This window comes from Paraburkholderia translucens, assembly GCF_020881035.1.
Lineage (GTDB): Bacteria > Pseudomonadota > Gammaproteobacteria > Burkholderiales > Burkholderiaceae > Paraburkholderia > Paraburkholderia translucens.
This window is the reverse complement of record NZ_JAJITC010000011.1, coordinates 114,434-132,630: the sequence shown is the minus strand read 5'-3', so window position 1 is coordinate 132,630 and position 18,197 is coordinate 114,434. Positions and strand designations below refer to the sequence as shown.

Below are 18,197 nucleotides of genomic sequence, written 5' to 3'. Positions count from 1 at the left end.
CCGTGCCGCGCGTTACACTCGACCTTTTCTCGCCGCCTCGGCGGCGCCCATCGGAAAACGGAGAACAGGATGAGTTACGTATTTGCGCCCGCACCACAGGTCGCGGTGCCGGTCGTCGGGTCGAGCGAGCAGTTCGCGGTGCGGCGTATCTACTGCGTGGGGCGCAACTACGAGGCGCACGCGCGCGAAATGGGCCACGACCCGGACCGCGAACCGCCGTTCTTCTTCACGAAACCGGCCGATGCGGTCGTCTACGTCGCGCCGGGCACCACAGGCGAATTCCCGTATCCGTCGCAGACGAAGAACGTCCATTTCGAAATGGAAATGGTCGCGGCGATCGGCAAGGGCGGCAAGGACATCTCCGTCGACAGCGCGCTCGACCACGTCTACGGCTACGCGCTCGGTCTTGACATGACGCGCCGCGACCTGCAGGGTGAAGCGAAAAAGATGGGACGTCCGTGGGATACCGGCAAGGGCTTCGATCACTCCGCACCGCTCGGGCCGATCCATCCGGCCGCCACGGTTGGTCACATCGGCAAGGGCGCGATCTGGCTGTCGGTCAACGGCGAGGAGAAGCAGCGCGCGGATGTGTCGCAACTGATCTGGTCGGTGGCGGAGACGGTCGCGTATCTGTCGACGCTGTTCGAACTGCGGCCCGGCGACCTGATTTTCACCGGCACGCCGGAAGGCGTTGGCGCGGTCGTGCCGGGCGACCTGATGACGGGCGGCGTGGATGGGCTCGGCGAGTTCAGTGTGCGCGTCGGCTGAGACGGCTTGCGGGCAGGTGGAGGAGGAAGACAACATGAAGCTCTACAGCTATTTCCGTAGCTCGGCGTCGTATCGCGTGCGCATCGCGCTGAACGTGAAGAACCTCCCGTACGATTACATGCCCGTGCACCTCGTGCGCGATGGTGGTGAGCAGCTCAAGCCCGAGTATCGCAAGATCAACGCGGACGGCATCGTGCCGACGCTCGTCGACGGCAGTCACGTGCTGCCGCAGTCGCTTGCGATCATCGAGTATTTGGAGGAGACGCATCCCGAGCCGCCACTGCTGCCGAAGGCGCCGCTCGATCGCGCGTATGTGCGCTCGGTGGCGTTGCAGGTCGCCTGCGAGATTCATCCGCTGAACAATCTGCGCGTGCTGCGGTATCTGAAGCACACGCTGTGCGTCGATGACGACGCGAAGGACGCCTGGTACCGGCATTGGATCGACGCCGGCTTCGCGACGCTGGAGACGCGCCTCAAGGCCGACGCGCACACCGGCAAGCTGTGTTTCGGCGACACGCCGACACTCGCGGACGCGTGCCTGATCCCGCAGGTGTTCAACGCCCAGCGCTTCAAGGTCGACACGGCAAAGTTTCCGACGATCCAGCGCATCTACGATCACGCGACGCAACTCGACGCGTTCGCGCGCGCGGCGCCGGGCGTGCAGCCGGATACGGAGTGAGCGCGTGATGGCGTGACACGTTGACTGCGGCTTGAAACGAAAAAAGGGCACTGCGCGGAGTGCCCTTTTCGATATGTTCGCCGCGAGCGCTGCGGCAATCGCGCGATCAGCCGCCCAACAGCGCGTCCGAAAATTCCTCGGCGCTGAACGGCTGCAGATCCTCGACCTTTTCGCCGACGCCGATGAAATACACCGGAATCGGCCGTTGCCGCGCGATCGCCGCGAGAATGCCGCCCTTCGCTGTGCCGTCGAGCTTGGTGACGATCAGGCCGGTGAGGCCGAGCGCGTCGTCGAACGCCTTGACCTGGGTGAGCGCGTTCTGGCCGGTGTTCGCGTCGATCACGAGCAGCACTTCGTGCGGTGCGCCGTCCTGCGCTTTGCCGATCACGCGCTTCACTTTGCGCAGCTCTTCCATTAGATGCAACTGCGTGGGCAGACGGCCGGCCGTGTCGGCCATCATCACGTCGATTTTCCGCGCCCGCGCGGCGCCGACCGCGTCGAAGATCACCGCGGCCGGATCGCCGCTCTCCTGCGCGACCACGGTCACATTGTTGCGCTGGCCCCACACGGCGAGCTGCTCGCGTGCGGCGGCGCGGAACGTATCACCGGCGGCGAGCAGCACCGACTGGTCGAAGCTTTGCAGATGCTTCGCGAGCTTGCCGATGCTGGTGGTTTTGCCCGCGCCATTGACGCCGGCGATCATCATCACGAGCGGTTGCGCACGACCGAGCATCAGCGATTTTTCGAGCGGCTTGAGCAGCTCGACGAGCAGCGTGCGCAGCGCGGTCTTGACCTGTTGCGGGTCCGTCAGCCGCTCGCTGCGCACCTTCTCACGCAGCGATTCGAGCAGGAATTCGGTCGCCTCGACGCCGGCATCGGACATCAGCAGCGCGGTTTCGAGTTCCTCGTACAGCTCCTCGTCGATCTTCGTGCCGACGAAAATGCCTGTCAGGCTCGAGCTGGTTTTCGACAGGCCGCTCTTCAGGCGCGTCAGCCACGTGCGCTTAGCACCGGCGTCCTGTACGGGCGGTGGGACGATTTCGATGGTGTCGAGCGCGGCGTCTTGCGGCGCGGGCTCGGGCTGCTGCGGTTCGATGATGGTCGAGGTCGCAGGCGGAACGGCGGCCTCGGCAGACGGGACAGGCGCGGCCTCAGGCGCCGCAGCGTCTTGCGCGGCAAGCGACTCATCTGCGGCGGAATCGGACTCTTTCGAACCCTTGAATCGTTTGAAAAAGCTGAACATGATCTGGCGTATTGGAGAGCGCGCCGATGCGCGCAGCCGGTATGGGACCGGCGAAGCGGAGGGCAGCGCCGGCATGCGAAAACGCGGGGGCGCTGGCAGCCGCACATTTTATCAGGCGTACCCGGGCGCGTCGTATCGGCCACCCGGCCGGACTGGACGCGCGTCGCCCCTGTGGTAACGTGGGCGCTCCGGCCCGCGCGCACCAACGCCGCGGGCGTGTTCATCACCTAGCTGACACCGCACGATACCGCATGCCTCGTTTAGCACCTTCACGCGCCACCGGCGCTTCGTCCAAAAGCGGCAAGCCGCATGCCATTCGCATCATCGGCGGCGACTGGAAACGCACGCCGTTGCCTGTGCTCGATCTGGACGGCTTGCGCCCGACGCCCGATCGCGTCCGCGAAACGCTGTTCAACTGGCTCGGCCAGCGTCTGGATGGCCAGCACTGCCTCGACCTGTTCGCCGGCAGCGGAGCCCTCGGTTTCGAGGCCGCGTCGCGCGGCGCGGCTCGCGTGCTGATGGTGGAGCGCAATGCGCGCGCCGCTGGCCAGTTGCGGGCCATTCAGCAGCGGCTGGATGCGCGCATGATCGAAATCGCCGAGGCGGACGGTCTGCGACTGGCGGCGAGTCTCGCGCCGGGCTCGTTCGACGTCGTATTCCTCGATCCGCCGTTCGATGCCGACCTGCTCGGCAAGGCGCTCGCGGTGGCCGTGCCGCTCTTGCGCGCCGACGGCTATCTTTATGTAGAAGCCGGTGAAGCGCTCGAACCGGCCGCTCGCGACCCGCTGGCGGGCTGGGAGGTCATACGGCAGGGCAAGGCGGGCGCTGTCCACTTTCATTTGCTGCAGCGCGAAAATAAGGAATAATGCGCGTTCCCAAAAAGGGGCGGGCGGTTTATCGTCCCGCGCGGCCGGTGCCAAACGCGTCGCGTGGACGCTTTGACGTGCCCTTTTGTCTGAAAAGAGGAGAAGTCTCATGGTAGTCGCCGTGTACCCGGGCACGTTCGACCCGCTGACGCGCGGTCACGAAGACCTCGTTCGGCGCGCGTCGAGCATTTTCGACACGCTGGTCGTGGGGGTCGCCGACAGCCGTGCCAAAAAGCCGTTCTTTACGCTCCAGGAGCGCCTCGCCATTGCGCATGAGGTGCTCGGCCACTACCCGAACGTCCAGGTGATGAGCTTCAAGGGGCTGCTCAAGGACTTCGTGCGGAGCAACAACGCGAGGGTCATTGTCAGAGGGCTGCGCGCGGTGTCGGACTTCGAATACGAGTTCCAGATGGCGGGTATGAACCGTTATCTGCTGCCCGACGTCGAGACGATGTTCATGACGCCGTCCGACCAGTACCAGTTCATTTCAGGCACGATCGTGCGCGAAATCGCGCAATTGGGCGGCGACGTCAGCAAGTTCGTGTTCCCGTCAGTCGAAAAATGGCTGAAGGAAAAAGTCGCCTTGCTGGATCCGCAAAACGGCGCGCAGGCGACATAAGCCTCAGCCGCCCGAACGGCCGGTTTCGACGGATCGGGACCGGCAGCGACCGGCATAAGCCCGGAACAGCATGGCCTCGGCGACTCGTAAGGAGCACATCGGTTGGTTGTTCTAAGTAACGTGCCGGTGCCCGAGAAATCCAACGATTCCGTCGCCGGCAACTCGCGAAGCGGCGACATTGCGCGGCACGCCGCGGGGAATTCTGCATGGCCGCGCCGCAGACGGAAGGTTTATAATGTATTGTTTTTAAACGGGAAGTTGGTGAAAGCATGGCCCTGATGATTACCGACGAGTGCATCAATTGCGACGTCTGCGAGCCCGAGTGCCCGAACGACGCGATTTCGATGGGCCCGGAAATCTATGTGATCGACCCGAAGAAGTGCACTGAGTGCGTCGGTCATTTCGACGAGCCGCAGTGCGTTCAGGTTTGTCCGGTGGAGTGCATCCCGCGTGACCCGAACCACCTGGAAACACCCGAAGGATTGATGGCGAAATATCACGCGTTGCAGGCCGCCAAGGGCGCCTGAAGTTTGCGGGGTGGCGCGTAAAAGGAAACGGCGAAGGCTTGTGGGCCTTCGCCGTTTTTTCTTGCGGCGGCGTCTCTGTTATCCGGCGTAAGCGCTGAAAATGTCGCGCAGCGCGTCGAGCAGGATGTCGCATTCGGCGTCGGTACCGACTGAGATCCGCAAATGTTGGTCAATTCGCGGTGCGTTGAAATGACGCACGAAAATTTCCTTCTCCCGCAGCCGCAATGCGAGTGTCGCCGCGTCGTACCCTTCATGTCGCGCGAACAGCAGATTCGCGGCCGACGGTATCACCTTGAAGCCGAGCGCGGTCAATTCCGCCGCCAGCCGTTCGCGGCTCGCGATCACCTTCGCGCAGCATGCGCGAAACCACGCGTCGTCTTCATAGGCAGCGGTGGCCGCGGCTTGCGCCAGGCGGTCGAGCGGGTAGGAATTGAAGCTGTCCTTTACGCGATTGAGCGCATCGATAAGAGCGGTATGGCCAAACGCAAACCCGACGCGCATGCCGGCGAGTGAGCGGGACTTCGACACGGTCTGCACGACGAGCAGATTCGAATAGCGGCCGATCAGCGCGATCGCCGACTCGGCGCCGAAGTCGACATAGGCTTCGTCGATCACCACGACCGAATCGGCATGGCTCGCGACGAGGCGTTCGATCTCCGCGAGCGGCAGCGGCCGGCCGGTCGGCGCGTTCGGATTCGGAAACAGGATGCCGCCATTGGGCACCGCGTAGTCGTCGACGTTGATCGCGTAGCTGTCGTCGAGCGGAATGGTCCGGTAGTCGACCTCGAACAACTTCGCGTAGGTCGGATAGAAGCTGTATGTGATGTCGGGGAACAGCAGCGGCTTGTCGTGCTTGAGCAAAGCCTGGAACGTAAGCGCGAGCACTTCGTCCGACCCATTGCCTGCGAATACCTGTTCGGCGCGGATGCCGTGATACGCGGCGACCGTTTCGCGTAGTTTGCGCGCGCTCGGATCCGGATAGCGGCGCAGCGCGTCGGCCGTGTCGCCGAGCTCGCGGCGAATCGCGTCGAGCACGCGCGGCGACGGCGGATACGGATTCTCGTTGGTGTTCAGCTTTACCGGATGCGCGAGCGCAGGCTGCTCGCCCGGCACGTACGGCGTCAGACGGTGAACGATGTCGCTCCAATAGCGGCTCAAGCGATTCTCCTCGCGGGGTCGGTTGCAGGTGTCGATAGATGTGGCGCGCGTCAACTGTTGTTGCGATGCAGCTGCATCATCGCGCGCTCGAGTTCGCCCTTGATGACCTGCGGCATCACCGCGAGCGCACGCTCGATCGACGCGTCGATGACCTCCTGCTCTTCGCGCCGGGGCGGCTTCAGCACATAGTTCGCGACGTCGGGTTTCGCGCCGGCGCGCACGCTTTCGGGAATCAGATCGCGCGGATGGCCGATGCCGATGCGCAGCCGCCAGTATTGCTGTGACGACAGATGCGCGCTGATGTCTTTCAGTCCATTATGCCCGCCGCTGCCGCCGCCGAGCTTCAGCTTGACGCTGCCGGGCGGCATGTCGAGCTCGTCGTGCGCAACGAGGATTTCGTCGGGCAGAACCTTGAAGAACTGCGCGAGCGCGACGACCGATTGGCCCGAGCGGTTCATATAGGTCTGCGGCTCGAGCAGATGCACCTCCTCGCCATGCAACCGCGCCTTCCCGTAAAAGCCGTGGAAGCGCCGCTCGTCGCGCAGCGTCGTGCCTGCCTCGCGTGCGAGTTGATCGACCAGCCAGAAGCCGGCGTTGTGACGCGTCGCGGTGTATTCGGCGCCCGGATTGCCGAGCCCGACGATCAGCTTGATCATGATTGCGTGAGTCCATCAGGTCCGGAGGTGAAACGTAGCCGGACTAATAAAGGCCGAAAAAAAACCCGCCAGGGCGAACCTCGGCGGGTCACATCGACCGTTTCATCGGAAACGGATCGAGAGGATTGCTTGCTTCGAACCGGAAGGCTCTTACGCAGCCGGCGTTTCGCCGCCTTCAGCGGCAGCAGCAGCGTCTTCAGCGATTGCGCCAGCCGGGATCGTGGCAGCGGCGACCACCGGGTTCTCCGCGTCGACGTGAGCGACGAGCGCGACACCTGCCGGCAGCGGGATGTCCTTCGCGTGAACCGACTGACCTGCTTCGATCTTCGCGAGGTCGACTTCGATGAACTCCGGCAGTGCCGACGGCAGGCACTCGATTTCGATTTCGTTGAGGATGTGCGAGATCACCGCGCTCGACAGTTTCACTGCCGGGTTGGTTTCCTGGTTCATGAAGTGCAGCGGCACCTTGGTGTGCAGCTTCTTCGATGCATCGACGCGCTGGAAGTCAACGTGCAGCACGAGCTGACGGAACGGATGGTATTGCACGTCGCGCAGCAGAACTTGTTGCGACTTGCCTGCCACTTCCAGATCGAGGATCGACGAGTGGAAAACTTCTTTCTTAAGCGCGTGCCACAGGGCGTTGTGATCGAGTTCGATCAGTTGCGTGTCAGCACCAGCGCCATAAACGATACCCGGCGTCTTGCCCGAGTTACGCAGGCGGCGGCTCGCACCCGTACCTTGCTGGGAACGCTCGAAAGCGACTACTTTCATTTTGAATCTCCAATGCACTGCCCGCGACCAGGCAGTAAAAACAGGGCCTCGAAGCCATAATGGCTGAGGCCCGGGATCGCGGCATGAGCCTTCGTCCGCTCATGCCGATTGTGCAAAAACGCCGCGTGTCGCATCGAGCGGCACGCGGCGCTTCCGCAAATGCTTAACTTTCAGCGAACAGCGACATCACCGAGTCGCCGCGACGAATCCGCGAGAACGTTTCGGCAAGCAGGCCGGCGCTCGTCAGCGAGCGGATCTTCGCGCACGAGCGGGCTTCCTCTCCCAGCGGGATCGTGTCCGTGACCACGAGTTCGTCGAGCGCGGAAGCGGCGATGCGCTCGCCCGCGCCGCCCGACAGAACCGGGTGAGTAGCGTACGCGAACACCTGCTTTGCGCCACGTTCCTTCAGAACCTGCGCGGCCTTGCACAGCGTGCCTGCGGTGTCGACCATGTCGTCCATGATCACGCAAGTGCGGCCTTCGACTTCACCGATGATGTTCATCACTTCCGCGACGTTTGCCTTCGGGCGACGTTTGTCGATGATCGCGAGGTCGCAATTGAGTTGCTTCGCCAATGCGCGGGCGCGCACCACGCCGCCGACGTCCGGCGAAACAACCATCAGGTTGTCGTAGTTCTGCTTGCGAAGATCGCCGAGCAGTACGGGTGTTGCGTAGATGTTGTCGACCGGGATGTCGAAGAAGCCCTGAATCTGGTCGGCGTGCAGATCCATCGTGATGATCCGCTCGACGCCCGCGATTTCCAGCATGTTCGCCACGACCTTCGCCGAGATGGCGACGCGTGCGGAACGCGGTCGACGATCCTGACGGGCATAACCGAAGTAGGGGATGGCTGCGGTGATCCGGCCTGCGGATGCGCGCTTGAGCGCATCGACCATGATCATCAATTCCATCAGATTGTCGTTGGTCGGTGCACACGTGGATTGCAGGACGAAGACATCCTTGCCGCGCACGTTTTCCTGAATCTCGACCTGGATTTCACCGTCCGAGAAACGGCTAACCATTGCTTTGCCGAGGGGAATACCGAGGGTTTTGACGACTTCCTGTGCCAGCGCGGGATTCGCGTTGCCAGTAAAAACCATCAGGCCGTCATGGCTGCTCATCGTGCACCTACTTCAGGCTGGGGCGGGAGAGAAATGTGAACTACAGCGAACTACGAGAATTTTTGGCAGGGGAGAAAGGATTCGAACCTTTGCATGCCGGAATCAAAATCCGGTGCCTTAACCAGCTTGGCGACTCCCCTACACTAACTTTGAGCCCCGCCGAACGTGGAGTTTCGTTCGACGATGCAAAACTTATGACGCGAAAGCAAAGAGTGGATGCTGATCCAGGCCCGCTGCTACTGCGCTGTTCCATTCACCTGGCAGCTGGGCTTGAACCGCTTCTGCTTCGGCTTTACTGTGGAACGCCACAAAAACACTGGCACCCGATCCGGACATCCGCGCTGGCGCGATGTTTTCAAACCACCGCAACACTTGCGCTACTTCCGCGTACTTTCCCACGACAACCTGCTGCATGTCATTCCGGCCGAAGCTTTCTGGCCATTCAGTGTTGCAGCTGTGTTCTGCAGGAAAGTCCGTAATTATGAGGGGCTTTGTATCTCTTGTCAACGTTTTTTCGGAAAAAATCGCTGCAGTCGGAACCTGCACCCTCGGCGTCACTACCAGGAAGTAACGCGGCGGCAATTGTACAACGTCTAACGATTCTCCAACACCCTCCGCGAACGCATTTTTTCCAAATACAAAGAAAGGCACATCGGCGCCGAGCTTCAGCGCAAGATCCTGCAACTCCTGACGCGGCAGATCGAGCTTCCACAGGCGATTGAGCGCGAGCAGCGTTGTCGCCGCGTCGGAGCTGCCGCCACCGAGTCCCGCGCCCATTGGCAGACGCTTGTCGATCTCGATATCCACGCCTTCGCGGCTGCCAGTATGTGTCTTCAGCAGCGTCGCAGCACGCACCGTCAGATCGTGCTCGGGCGGCACGCCAGTGATTTCGGTGCGCCGCGTGATAAGACCGTCGTCGCGTCGCGTGAAGTGCAGCGTGTCGCCCCAGTCGAGCAACTGGAAGACCGTTTGCAGCGTGTGATAGCCATCCGGCCTGCGGCCGGTGATGTGCAGGAAGAGATTGAGTTTCGCTGGCGCGAGGCAGTCGCGCAGAGAATCGGTTGTTTCGATCATGAGTGAAGGCTACATGCGCCACACTGGCGCAAAACGGCTAGCGAGGTTACGTGAGCGGACGCCGGGGCGAAAGCCCCGGCAAGGACGACTCACTGATCCAGCACGAGCTTGATGTCGAGCGGCGGCTCCGCTCGACTCAGGTTGAGGCGCTTCACGCCGCTGGCGGGCGCATCGGCGTACGCGAGATAGTCGATCGTCCAGCCGTCCTGGGTGATCTGCTTCAGGCGCGACGGTTGCTCGGGATCATTCTCAGTTTCCGCGCGTGACGTCGGCGCCGGCGAAGGCTGCAGCCAGTAGCGCAGCCCTTCGACCGGCAGCGCGAAGCCGAGTGCGTTCTGCATTAGCGTAGACACATTATCCGCGGTCAGCGGCGGGCGGTTCGGTAACTCGAGCGTGGCCGAAGCCGGCGAAGAGGTCACGATGGCCAGCGTCTGGCCGAGCGGATTGCGCAATTGCAGCGTGACGGTCTCGCCCGTTTCCTGCCACGAGAAATTGCCGTAAGCATTGCGCTGCTGGCCGTTCTGGTCGTTGTACTGGACCGCGAAGCGGCCCTGATACGAGCGGCTCGTCTGAGCGGTGACTTCAGTCGCGGCGTTCGACGTGGACGGCCCCCGAGGTTTCACCGACGCACAGCCCGCCAGCACGACAAACGCTGCCGCTGCAAAGCCGATCGCCAGGCCGCGCGGCGCTTTGGAACAAGTAATCAAACGGGAAAGACGTATCAAAGATCGTTTACCTGAAGACGTTGCAACGTTTTGACGAGAGTCTCGTTGTCGGGTTCGAGCTTGCGCGCTTCGCGGAATGCTGCGCGCGCCTGTTCCTGCTCGCCGGCCTTCCACAACACCTCGCCGAGGTGCGCGCCGATTTCGGCGTTCGGCTGGAGGCTGTACGCCTTGCGCAACAGCTTGATCGCATCGGCCGTGTCGCCCATCCGGTATTTGACCCACCCCACGCTATCCATGATGAACGCATCGTTCGGTGCAAGCGACGATGCCTTCTCGACCAGCTTATCCGCCTCGGTCAGGCGTTGGTTGCGATCGGCCAGCGAATAGCCGAGCGCGTTATACGCCTGCGGGTTGTCCGGTTGCGTCTGGATCAGCTTGCGCAACTGCGCTTCCATGATGTCGTAATGGCCGGTTTTTTCGGCGGCCATCGCATAGTCGTACGTGAGGTCGGGGTCGTCGGGGAAGTTCGCCGTGGCTTGCTGCAGGCGCTCTTCGGCCTCTGAATAGCGTTTCGCGTCGAACAGGATCGCCGCGTCGGTGCGCGCGATCAGGGCCACGTCGCGCGGATCAGAGGTCTGCAGATTGGCCAACAACTGGCGCGCCTCGTCGGTCTTGCCCTGTTTGGCGAGCAGTTGCGCGCGCGTGATCTGCGCGGCCATGTATTGCTGGCTCGCCGGCGAAATCTTGTTCAGCCAGTCGTTCGCGGCCGCTTCATTCTTCTGTTCGAGCGCCAGCTGCGCGAGATAGATGTAGGCCTGGCCCGCGTCGGCGCCCGGTGTCTTCTCGGCCTGCTGCGCGTACTGCGTCAGATACGTCTGCGCTTCGGCGAGATTCTTCTGCTGGATCTTGATCAGCGCGAGGGCCATCAGCGGCGTCAGGTCGTTGGAGTTGGCCTTGCGCATGATCTCGAACTGCTTCTGCGCGTCGTCGAGACGGTCGCTCGCGAGATACATCTGCGCAAGCGCGAGCCGCGCGTCGTGCGATTTCGGATTCTGCTGCACGTACTTTTCAAGCGACGCGATGCCTTCCTTGCGCTCTTCCGGACCCATCTGCGACAGCATCAGCGCGGCCGGCAGATAGTCGGGCTTGATCGTCAGCGCCTGTTCGAGCGACTTGCGCGCACCCGGCGCGTCGTCGGCCAGCAGCTGCTGGCGCGCGATTGCAAGTTGCGCTTCCGGCCGGTTCATATCGTTCTTCAGCAGGTCCTGCAACACATGCAGGCCGCCGACGCGGTTCGGGCCGTGCGACAGCAGCAATTGCAGTGCGAGAACCGCGCTACCGCGATTCTCGTCAGGTACTTTCGCGAGTTCTTGCGACAGGATCGGTGACGCATCGTCGGGCTTGCCCGACAGCACGAGCAGCGACGCGTCGAGCTGCGCGGCGCGCTCGGAGCTGGGCGCGTACTGTTGCCACAGCTGCGCGGCGGCCAGTGCGTCCGACGGACTCTGCGCGGCCAGCGCGATTTCAGTGGCGCGCTGCGCCATACGCGGGTCGTGGGTATCGCGTGCGAGCGCGAGATAGGTCTGGTAGGCGGGCGCCGGCTGGTCGCGTTGCAGCGCAATTTCGGCGGCCAGCACCTGGAAGACGATCTGGCTCGACAGCGGCACGTCGGGCAGCGACTTTTCTTCTTCCGGCGTCGAGGGGCCCAGCGAGTCCGGCATCGTGACCGACGTGTCGTCGGAATCCGGTGACGGGTCCTGCGCATGCGCGGGCACGGCGGCTAGCGCCCACAAGGCGAGCGCGGCCGCGCCGAGCATCCGGCGCGCGGATACGGCGAGCGGCACGTTGGACACGCGCGCGCGGCGCTTTGAATGCAGCTTCACGAAGGACACGTTCATGGAAATCCGTTCAATGTTTCGGTCGATTGTAACGCGCTCGCTACAATACGCGCACAACCACCCACGCAAGCAGCAGACCAATCAGACATGCCAGAGTTGCCAGAAGTCGAGGTTACCCGACGAGGGATCGAACCGTATGTGTCCGGGCGAAGAGTTGAGCGCGTCGACGTGCGGACGGCCGCGCTGCGCTGGCCGATTCCGGCCGACCTCGCGAAAACCTTGCGCGGGCATGTGGTCCGCAAGGTCGAGCGGCGCGGCAAGTACCTGCTGTTCGAAATCGACGCGGGATGGCTCATCGTGCACCTCGGCATGACGGGCACGTTGCGCGTGCTGCGTCATGTGCCGCATCCGCCGGCCGCGGCGAAGCACGATCACGTCGACTGGATCTTCGACGACTTCATCCTGCGCTATCGCGATCCGCGTCGGTTTGGCGCCGTGCTGTGGCATCCGCGAGAAGCAGGCGACATTCTCGAACATCCGCTGCTCGCGAGCCTTGGCGCCGAGCCTTTCTCGCCGGCGTTTTCCGGCGCGCTGCTGTATCGGTTGACGCGCGGGCGCAAGGTGTCGGTGAAGCAGGCGCTGCTGGCGGGGGAGATTGTCGTCGGCGTGGGCAACATTTACGCGTCGGAGAGTCTTTTTCGCGCGGGCATTCGGCCGACCACCGCGGCGGGCCGCGTATCGCTCGTGCGTTACGAACTGCTGGCCGATGCCGTGCGCGTCACGCTCGCCGCCGCGATCGACAAGGGCGGCAGCACGTTGCGCGATTTCGTCGGCAGCGATGGCGAAAGCGGCTATTTCCAGCTCGACTACTTCGTCTATGATCGCGCGGGCCTGCCATGCCGCGTGTGTGGAACCCCAATCAAACAGATCGTGCAGGGACAGCGCTCCACGTACTACTGTCCTACCTGCCAGCGCTAGATTCCCGATGCCTTCCCGCCTGACTCCAACGACCAAAGCGCGCTCCGGCGCGTCCGACGCTACACCCGCATTTCCTCCTATGCCCGATTTTTCCGCGCGCCTGATCGCGTGGCAACGCCGGCATGGCCGCCACGATCTGCCGTGGCAAAACACGCGCGATCCGTATCGCATCTGGCTGTCCGAAATCATGCTGCAGCAGACCCAGGTCTCGACGGTGATTCCGTACTACGCGAAATTTCTCGCGCGTTTCCCGCATGTCGCCGCGCTCGCCGCTGCGCCGTCCGATGACGTGATGGCGCTGTGGGCCGGCCTTGGCTACTACACGCGCGCGCGCAATCTGCATCGCTGCGCGCAGGTCGTGGTCGAGCGGCATGGCGGCGCGTTTCCGGCGTCGGTCGAGGAACTCGCCGACTTGCCCGGCATTGGTCGTTCGACGGCTGCGGCGATCGCGTCGTTCGCGTTCGGCGCGCGCGCGACGATCCTCGACGGCAACGTGAAGCGCGTGCTTGCGCGCGTGTTTGGCGTCGAGGGTTTTCCGGGCGAGAAGAAAGTCGAGAACGCGATGTGGACGCTGGCGGAATCGCTGCTGCCGTCGAATGCGCCGAACGCGGACGTCGGCGCGTACACGCAGGGTTTGATGGACCTCGGCGCGACCTTGTGCGTACGCGGCAAACCCGACTGCGCGCGCTGTCCGTTCGCGCCCGACTGCGTCGCCAACGTCACCGGACGGCAGCGCGAATTGCCGGCCGCGCGGCCGAAGAAAGCAGTACCGACGCGCCGCACATGGATGCTGGTGCTGCGCGACGGCAACGCGGTGATGCTCGAGCGGCGTCCGCCGTCGGGCATCTGGGGCGGTCTGTGGAGTCTGCCCGAAGCCGCCGATGAAGCTTCGCTCGCCGAGCGGGCGCGGGCGTTCGGCAGCGACGGCGATGTGTCTGCGCTCGCGTCGTTTTCGCACGTCTTCACGCATTTCAAGCTGGATATCGAACCGCGGCTCGCCGAACTCGATCGCGGTGTCGGCGCACTGGCCGCGCTCAACGATACGGACACCGCGTGGGTTGCGCTCAGTGATCTGGATTCGTTCGGTGTGCCAGCGCCGGTGCGCAAGCTGCTCGCCAGCCTGGGTGGTTCGTTGATCTAGCGGGAACAGGCGGCGTTGCGTGGGCGACGTGCGTTGTGTGCGGCCGCCACTAACACTTCACAGCAACTGATGCTGCTGCATGTAGTGATGCACGACGTCGATGCGCGCGCCGGCATCGGTCAGTTCCATCAGCTTTTGCCGCGTGCGCAGCGCAATCGGCAACACCTCGGCGAGACGGTTCGATACCCAGGAAGGGTCGTCGAGCCGGAATGGCTCCGCGAACGGCAGGCTGTCCGGAGCTCGTTCGCGGATCGTTGCGATGATCCGCTCCAGCACTTCCGCGCACGCGCCGAATTTGGCCAATAGCTCGTTGCCTTCGAGCGGCAAGTCGTCGGCTAGCGGCTCGGCCATCCCGACCAGCAGTCCGCTTGCTTCGACGCGATGCGACAGCAGACGAAAGCGCTTTGTGCCGCGCGCGCGGATCAGCAGCATGCCGAACGCCTCGACGTCGCATTCTTCGATTTCGGCGAGACAGCCGATCGTTTCGGGCACCGAAGGTTCTTCGTCCCGCGCGACTTCAGCGCCGCTTTTCAGCAAGCACACGCCGAACGCCGTCTTTTCGCGCAGACAGTCGCGCGCCATGTCGAGGTAGCGTGCTTCGAAGATTTTGAGCGGCAGCAAGCCATCGGGAAACAGCACCGTGTGCAGCGGAAACAGCGGCAAATCGGCGTACACGGTAGGCGTAGAGGACATGGCGCAACGCTTCGGGTTAAGGCCGCGCGATGCGGCCGGTTAAGCCACCAGCTTCGATGAATCGCCGACGTCGACCGGCGCATCGCGGTGCCGCACAATCACATTCGCCGATGTTGCAAGACGCGCGGCAAGCGTCTCCGCGATGAATACCGAGCGGTGCTGGCCGCCTGTGCAGCCGATTGCGACGGTCAGGTAGCTGCGATTGTCGTCGCGGAAATGCGGCAGCCACTTGGACAGATACTTCTCGATGTCGTCGATCATCTCGTGGACAACAGGCTGCGCATCGAGAAAATCCATCACCGGTTTGTCGAGGCCGGTGAGCGGCCTCAATTCATGATCGTAGTATGGATTCGGCAGCGTGCGCACATCGAATACGAAATCCGCGTCGAGCGGTATGCCGCGCTTGAAGCCGAACGACTCGAACATCAGCACGAGCCCCGCATCCTCCTGTTCGATGAAGCGCTTGACCCACGCGCGCAGCACGTTCGCGCGCAGATTGCTCGTGTCGATCTGATGGCCGAATTCCGCCAGGCCCGCGACTAGTTCGCGCTCGCGCTCGATCGCTTCGGCGAGCGACGTGAGCAGGCCCACGTCTGCGTCGTGCGCGGGCGAGCCGGATAGGGGATGGCGGCGACGCGTTTCGGAAAAGCGTTGAATCAGCGACTGCGTGCTCGCGCTGAGAAACAGCACACGCACGTCGTGCGAGCGCTTGAGGTCGCGGATCATCGCTGGCATTTCGTCGAGCGACGAACCGGAGCGCGCGTCGATCGCGACCGCGAGACGATCCTGGCCGTCCGCGGCGAGGTAGGTAGCGAGTTGCTGCAGAAAACGCGGCGGCAGATTGTCGACGCAGTAATAGCCCGCGTCTTCGAGCGCGTTCAGGGCAACCGACTTGCCGGAGCCGGATATACCGGTGATCAGAATTATGCGCATGGAGTCGTCGAAAGCGTAGATTTCATCATAGCATCTGGGGCTCCGTGCGCGTGCCCGCGGCCGGCCTTCTACGGGCGCTTCATGGCGCTGCGGCTGGCTTAGATCAGTTTGCCGGGAAACTGGCTATCGGGATCTTGCATCGCGAGACGTTGCCGATCCATGAAGTCGCGCAGCGTGTCGATGCCGCGCAGCTGGAGGATCGTGTTGCGCACGGCCGCTTCGACCAGCACCGCGAGGTTGCGGCCCGCGGCCACCTGGATCGTCACCTTGCTGATCGGCAGGCCGAGCACGTCGACGGTCTGGCTTTCCAGCGGCAGCCGCTGGAACTCGCCGTCGGGACGGCGCACCAGTTGCACGATCAGCTTGAGCTTCATTTTCCGGCGTACCGCCGTTTCGCCGAAGATCGTTTTGATGTCGAGCAGACCCAGGCCGCGCACTTCGAGCAGGTTCTGCAGGAGCGGCGGACAGCGTCCTTCGACGAAGTCCGGGCCGAGGCGCACGAAGTCGACCGCGTCGTCGGCGACGAGACCGTGGCCGCGGCTGATCAGCTCGAGGCCGAGTTCGCTTTTGCCGAGTCCCGAGTCGCCGGTCAGCAGCACGCCCATGCCGAGGATGTCCAGAAATACGCCATGCAGCGTCGCGCGTGGCGCGAGAATGCGCGACATGTAAAGACGCAGGCTATCGATCACCGCGGCCGCCGAGGTCGGCGTCGTGAACAGTGGCGTCGACGAGCGCGTGCAGCGCAGCACCAGCTCCGGCGGCGCGGCGACTCCCCCCGCAACGACGAGAAACGGTGGCTCGAGCGCGATCAGCTCCGCCATGTGGCGCGAGCGGTCTTCATCGGTCTGACGTTTGTAGTAGTCGATTTCAGCGTCGCCGAGCACCTGGATCCGGTTCGGGTGGATCAGGTTCAGGTGGCCGACGAGATCGGCGCTCGAGGTGGCATTGGCGACCGATTCCGAAGAAAAGCCGCGCTCCCAGCCTTCATGCCCCGTGAGCCAGCTGAGCTTCAGCATGGCGGCGTTGTCGTCGAAAATGCTCTGGGCGTTGATGCTGGACGTATCCATGAGTCAGTGACTCCAGTTTGAGCCGCTTGCCGGGCCTTACTTGCGTGCGTGCGCGCGTACGAACGACCGCCGCCGTTGCATCAAGGTTGCCACTGAGTGAGCAGGCGATGCAACGATTCGCGGTCTTCTTCAGTGTGCAACCGCTCGCGGGCGTCGCGATCGGAAAGCAGCTGCGCGATCTCGGAAAGAATTTCGAGGTGCTGTTGAGTGGCCTGTTCGGGGACCAGCAGGAAGATCAGCAGCGCTACCGGCTGGCCGTCCGGTGCTTCGAAGGGGATAGGTTCGGCGAGTCTGACGAATGCGGCGAGCGGCTGCTTGAGGCCCTTGATCCGCCCGTGCGGAATCGCGACGCCTTCGCCGAGCCCGGTGGAGCCGAGTCGTTCTCGCGCAAAAAGATTGTCAGTGACGGTACTGCGGGCGATGCCGTTCTGGTTCTCGAAGATCAGGCCCGCTTGCTCGAACACGCGTTTCTTGCTGGTGACCGATAGTCCGATGACGACGTTCTCGAGGGGAAGAAATTTGGCTAAACGATTCATTTTGACAGGCGAAAACGTGGCCTGAGTTCTCCCCACCGGGGCGGTTGAGTGGCGTTCCATTCGTTCGATGCTGGCGAAGACTGGCGGTGAGAGTCGATCGCAAAAGCGTGCGACTTTGGCCGGCCATACTTCATCAGAACTGGCTTGACCCCGATGGCAACTGGAACATTATAGATCAGGGTGACAGCCGATGGTGCGGCGCGCCATCCATGCATATCAGGTTTTTGCCGCTTGCGAAGCGGCGCATGTCGCGCTGCGCAAACGTGTGCGGGAAACGGTCGAAAGCGGCCTCGACAAGGCGCGGCGGCGGTGAGCGCAAACCGCGGGCCGAAACGAAAAACCGCCCGGTCGCGGGCGGTTTGACGAGCTCAGGGGAAATGAGGAATTCCCTCTAATTTCTCCTATTGCGGCGGCACCTCTTGTGGGGTCGCCGGCTGATATTTGATCGCTTCGTGCTGATGGCCTTGCAGACGATCCTTGTGGCGTATCACCTGCCTGTCGAGCTTGTCGATCATCAGATCGATCGCAGCGTACAAATCGCTGTCACAACTCTCGATGAAGATATCCTTACCCTTCAGGTGGAGGTTGATTTCCACCTTTTGACGCTTCTCCTTTTCCTTATGGTTGTCGACCGAGAGGACCACACTGCCGTCGATGACCTGATCGAAATGTCTTAGCACCCTGTCCAGTTTGGTGATCACGTATTCGCGCAACGCAGGCGTTACTTCGAGGTGGTGTCCACTGATCTTGAGATTCATAGTGCTTCTCCAAGCTAATGGCCGCTTGGTCCGCACAATGACAAAGGTCCGGTCGATCTGACGGCTTGCCTGTGTCGCCCCCCGGTGACGGACATCTGGCAGGTCGC

20 protein-coding genes and 1 tRNA gene are annotated in these 18,197 nt (G+C 63.0%); 7 read left to right on the top strand and 14 right to left on the bottom strand.

Annotation, left to right across the window (positions count from 1 at the left end; translation table 11 throughout):
* Positions 1-69 precede the first annotated feature (69 nt).
* Together LJ655_RS20605 and maiA are read left to right on the top strand one after the other, a co-directional pair.
* The gene (locus tag LJ655_RS20605) at positions 70-768 is read left to right on the top strand and encodes a fumarylacetoacetate hydrolase family protein (protein WP_230563068.1); all 699 of its coding nucleotides are present in this window, start codon (positions 70-72) and stop codon (positions 766-768) included.
* Between the two features lie 34 nt (positions 769-802).
* Positions 803-1,447: a maleylacetoacetate isomerase gene (gene maiA, locus LJ655_RS20600; protein ID WP_230563067.1), complete on the top strand. Its 645-nt coding sequence runs from the start codon at positions 803-805 to the stop codon at positions 1,445-1,447.
* A 106-nt stretch (positions 1,448-1,553) separates the two neighbouring features.
* On the opposite strand, the gene ftsY is transcribed toward maiA, so the two are convergent.
* A complete protein-coding gene (ftsY, locus tag LJ655_RS20595; protein WP_230563066.1) occupies positions 1,554-2,690 on the bottom strand; it encodes a signal recognition particle-docking protein FtsY in 1,137 nt (378 codons plus the stop codon).
* A 251-nt stretch (positions 2,691-2,941) separates the two neighbouring features.
* On the opposite strand from ftsY, the gene rsmD reads away from it, so the two are divergent.
* From rsmD to LJ655_RS20580, 3 genes are all read left to right on the top strand, one after another.
* Complete coding sequence (rsmD, locus tag LJ655_RS20590; protein ID WP_230563065.1) at positions 2,942-3,556, top strand: 16S rRNA (guanine(966)-N(2))-methyltransferase RsmD; 615 nt, start codon at positions 2,942-2,944, stop codon at positions 3,554-3,556.
* Between the two features lie 109 nt (positions 3,557-3,665).
* Positions 3,666-4,175 (top strand): pantetheine-phosphate adenylyltransferase, encoded by a 510-nt coding sequence (coaD, locus tag LJ655_RS20585; RefSeq protein WP_230563064.1) that lies wholly within the window; start codon positions 3,666-3,668, stop codon positions 4,173-4,175.
* Between the two features lie 269 nt (positions 4,176-4,444).
* Entirely contained in the window at positions 4,445-4,702 is a 258-nt protein-coding gene (locus LJ655_RS20580; protein WP_230563063.1) for a YfhL family 4Fe-4S dicluster ferredoxin, read from the top strand.
* A gap of 78 nt (positions 4,703-4,780) precedes the next feature.
* Here LJ655_RS20580 and hisC read toward each other — a convergent pair whose 3' ends face one another.
* The 8 genes from hisC to LJ655_RS20540 form a co-directional block, all read right to left on the bottom strand.
* Positions 4,781-5,860 (bottom strand): histidinol-phosphate transaminase, encoded by a 1,080-nt coding sequence (hisC, locus tag LJ655_RS20575; protein WP_230563062.1) that lies wholly within the window; start codon positions 5,858-5,860, stop codon positions 4,781-4,783.
* Positions 5,861-5,910: 50 nt separating this feature from the next.
* Positions 5,911-6,516 carry an aminoacyl-tRNA hydrolase gene (gene pth / locus LJ655_RS20570; protein WP_230563061.1) on the bottom strand — a complete coding sequence of 202 codons (606 nt, stop codon included), beginning with the start codon at positions 6,514-6,516 and terminating at the stop codon, positions 5,911-5,913.
* A 150-nt stretch (positions 6,517-6,666) separates the two neighbouring features.
* A complete protein-coding gene (locus LJ655_RS20565; protein ID WP_230563060.1) occupies positions 6,667-7,287 on the bottom strand; it encodes a 50S ribosomal protein L25/general stress protein Ctc in 621 nt (206 codons plus the stop codon).
* Between the two features lie 163 nt (positions 7,288-7,450).
* Entirely contained in the window at positions 7,451-8,407 is a 957-nt protein-coding gene (locus LJ655_RS20560; protein WP_230563059.1) for a ribose-phosphate pyrophosphokinase, read from the bottom strand.
* Between the two features lie 63 nt (positions 8,408-8,470).
* Positions 8,471-8,547, bottom strand: a tRNA-Gln gene (locus tag LJ655_RS20555).
* A 52-nt stretch (positions 8,548-8,599) separates the two neighbouring features.
* Positions 8,600-9,481 (bottom strand): 4-(cytidine 5'-diphospho)-2-C-methyl-D-erythritol kinase, encoded by an 882-nt coding sequence (gene ispE / locus LJ655_RS20550; protein ID WP_230563058.1) that lies wholly within the window; start codon positions 9,479-9,481, stop codon positions 8,600-8,602.
* Between the two features lie 89 nt (positions 9,482-9,570).
* Positions 9,571-10,203 carry a lipoprotein insertase outer membrane protein LolB gene (gene lolB / locus LJ655_RS20545; RefSeq protein WP_230563147.1) on the bottom strand — a complete coding sequence of 211 codons (633 nt, stop codon included), beginning with the start codon at positions 10,201-10,203 and terminating at the stop codon, positions 9,571-9,573.
* Entirely contained in the window at positions 10,203-12,044 is a 1,842-nt protein-coding gene (locus LJ655_RS20540; RefSeq protein ID WP_230563057.1) for a tetratricopeptide repeat protein, read from the bottom strand. Before LJ655_RS20540 ends, lolB begins: the two co-directional genes overlap by 1 nt.
* 87 nt (positions 12,045-12,131) lie before the next feature.
* On the opposite strand from LJ655_RS20540, the gene mutM reads away from it, so the two are divergent.
* Together mutM and mutY are read left to right on the top strand one after the other, a co-directional pair.
* Entirely contained in the window at positions 12,132-12,962 is an 831-nt protein-coding gene (gene mutM, locus LJ655_RS20535) for a bifunctional DNA-formamidopyrimidine glycosylase/DNA-(apurinic or apyrimidinic site) lyase (RefSeq protein ID WP_230563056.1), read from the top strand.
* Between the two features lie 7 nt (positions 12,963-12,969).
* Complete coding sequence (gene mutY / locus LJ655_RS20530) at positions 12,970-14,103, top strand: A/G-specific adenine glycosylase (RefSeq protein ID WP_230563055.1); 1,134 nt, start codon at positions 12,970-12,972, stop codon at positions 14,101-14,103.
* A 57-nt stretch (positions 14,104-14,160) separates the two neighbouring features.
* On the opposite strand, the gene LJ655_RS20525 is transcribed toward mutY, so the two are convergent.
* The 5 genes from LJ655_RS20525 to hpf form a co-directional block, all read right to left on the bottom strand.
* Positions 14,161-14,796: an LON peptidase substrate-binding domain-containing protein gene (locus LJ655_RS20525; protein ID WP_230563054.1), complete on the bottom strand. Its 636-nt coding sequence runs from the start codon at positions 14,794-14,796 to the stop codon at positions 14,161-14,163.
* Positions 14,797-14,835: 39 nt separating this feature from the next.
* Positions 14,836-15,729, bottom strand: a complete 894-nt coding sequence (rapZ, locus tag LJ655_RS20520) for an RNase adapter RapZ (protein WP_230563053.1) — start codon at positions 15,727-15,729, stop codon at positions 14,836-14,838.
* 98 nt (positions 15,730-15,827) lie between these two features.
* Positions 15,828-16,796, bottom strand: coding sequence for an HPr(Ser) kinase/phosphatase (gene hprK / locus LJ655_RS20515; protein ID WP_008921706.1), 969 nt, complete (start codon positions 16,794-16,796; stop codon positions 15,828-15,830).
* A gap of 80 nt (positions 16,797-16,876) precedes the next feature.
* Entirely contained in the window at positions 16,877-17,392 is a 516-nt protein-coding gene (locus LJ655_RS20510) for a PTS sugar transporter subunit IIA (protein WP_230563052.1), read from the bottom strand.
* Positions 17,393-17,733: 341 nt separating this feature from the next.
* Complete coding sequence (hpf, locus tag LJ655_RS20505; protein WP_230563051.1) at positions 17,734-18,090, bottom strand: ribosome hibernation-promoting factor, HPF/YfiA family; 357 nt, start codon at positions 18,088-18,090, stop codon at positions 17,734-17,736.
* Positions 18,091-18,197: the final 107 nt, after the last annotated feature.

What these genes read in the sequence shown, in the direction of transcription:
- maiA (WP_230563067.1), top strand. Translation starts at nt 803, where the DNA reads ATGAAGCTCTACAGCTATTTCCGTAGCTCGGCGTCGTATCGCGTGCGC.
- hprK (WP_008921706.1), bottom strand. Translation starts at nt 16,796, where the DNA reads ATGGATACGTCCAGCATCAACGCCCAGAGCATTTTCGACGACAACGCC.
- LJ655_RS20525 (WP_230563054.1), bottom strand. Translation starts at nt 14,796, where the DNA reads ATGTCCTCTACGCCTACCGTGTACGCCGATTTGCCGCTGTTTCCGCTG.
- ispE (WP_230563058.1), bottom strand. Translation starts at nt 9,481, where the DNA reads ATGATCGAAACAACCGATTCTCTGCGCGACTGCCTCGCGCCAGCGAAA.
- ftsY (WP_230563066.1), bottom strand. Translation starts at nt 2,690, where the DNA reads ATGTTCAGCTTTTTCAAACGATTCAAGGGTTCGAAAGAGTCCGATTCC.
- pth (WP_230563061.1), bottom strand. Translation starts at nt 6,516, where the DNA reads ATGATCAAGCTGATCGTCGGGCTCGGCAATCCGGGCGCCGAATACACC.
- LJ655_RS20565 (WP_230563060.1), bottom strand. Translation starts at nt 7,287, where the DNA reads ATGAAAGTAGTCGCTTTCGAGCGTTCCCAGCAAGGTACGGGTGCGAGC.
- coaD (WP_230563064.1), top strand. Translation starts at nt 3,666, where the DNA reads ATGGTAGTCGCCGTGTACCCGGGCACGTTCGACCCGCTGACGCGCGGT.
- LJ655_RS20560 (WP_230563059.1), bottom strand. Translation starts at nt 8,407, where the DNA reads ATGAGCAGCCATGACGGCCTGATGGTTTTTACTGGCAACGCGAATCCC.
- mutY (WP_230563055.1), top strand. Translation starts at nt 12,970, where the DNA reads ATGCCTTCCCGCCTGACTCCAACGACCAAAGCGCGCTCCGGCGCGTCC.
- LJ655_RS20510 (WP_230563052.1), bottom strand. Translation starts at nt 17,392, where the DNA reads ATGGAACGCCACTCAACCGCCCCGGTGGGGAGAACTCAGGCCACGTTT.
- LJ655_RS20580 (WP_230563063.1), top strand. Translation starts at nt 4,445, where the DNA reads ATGGCCCTGATGATTACCGACGAGTGCATCAATTGCGACGTCTGCGAG.
- rsmD (WP_230563065.1), top strand. Translation starts at nt 2,942, where the DNA reads ATGCCTCGTTTAGCACCTTCACGCGCCACCGGCGCTTCGTCCAAAAGC.
- mutM (WP_230563056.1), top strand. Translation starts at nt 12,132, where the DNA reads ATGCCAGAGTTGCCAGAAGTCGAGGTTACCCGACGAGGGATCGAACCG.
- hpf (WP_230563051.1), bottom strand. Translation starts at nt 18,090, where the DNA reads ATGAATCTCAAGATCAGTGGACACCACCTCGAAGTAACGCCTGCGTTG.
- LJ655_RS20540 (WP_230563057.1), bottom strand. Translation starts at nt 12,044, where the DNA reads ATGAACGTGTCCTTCGTGAAGCTGCATTCAAAGCGCCGCGCGCGCGTG.
- LJ655_RS20605 (WP_230563068.1), top strand. Translation starts at nt 70, where the DNA reads ATGAGTTACGTATTTGCGCCCGCACCACAGGTCGCGGTGCCGGTCGTC.
- rapZ (WP_230563053.1), bottom strand. Translation starts at nt 15,729, where the DNA reads ATGCGCATAATTCTGATCACCGGTATATCCGGCTCCGGCAAGTCGGTT.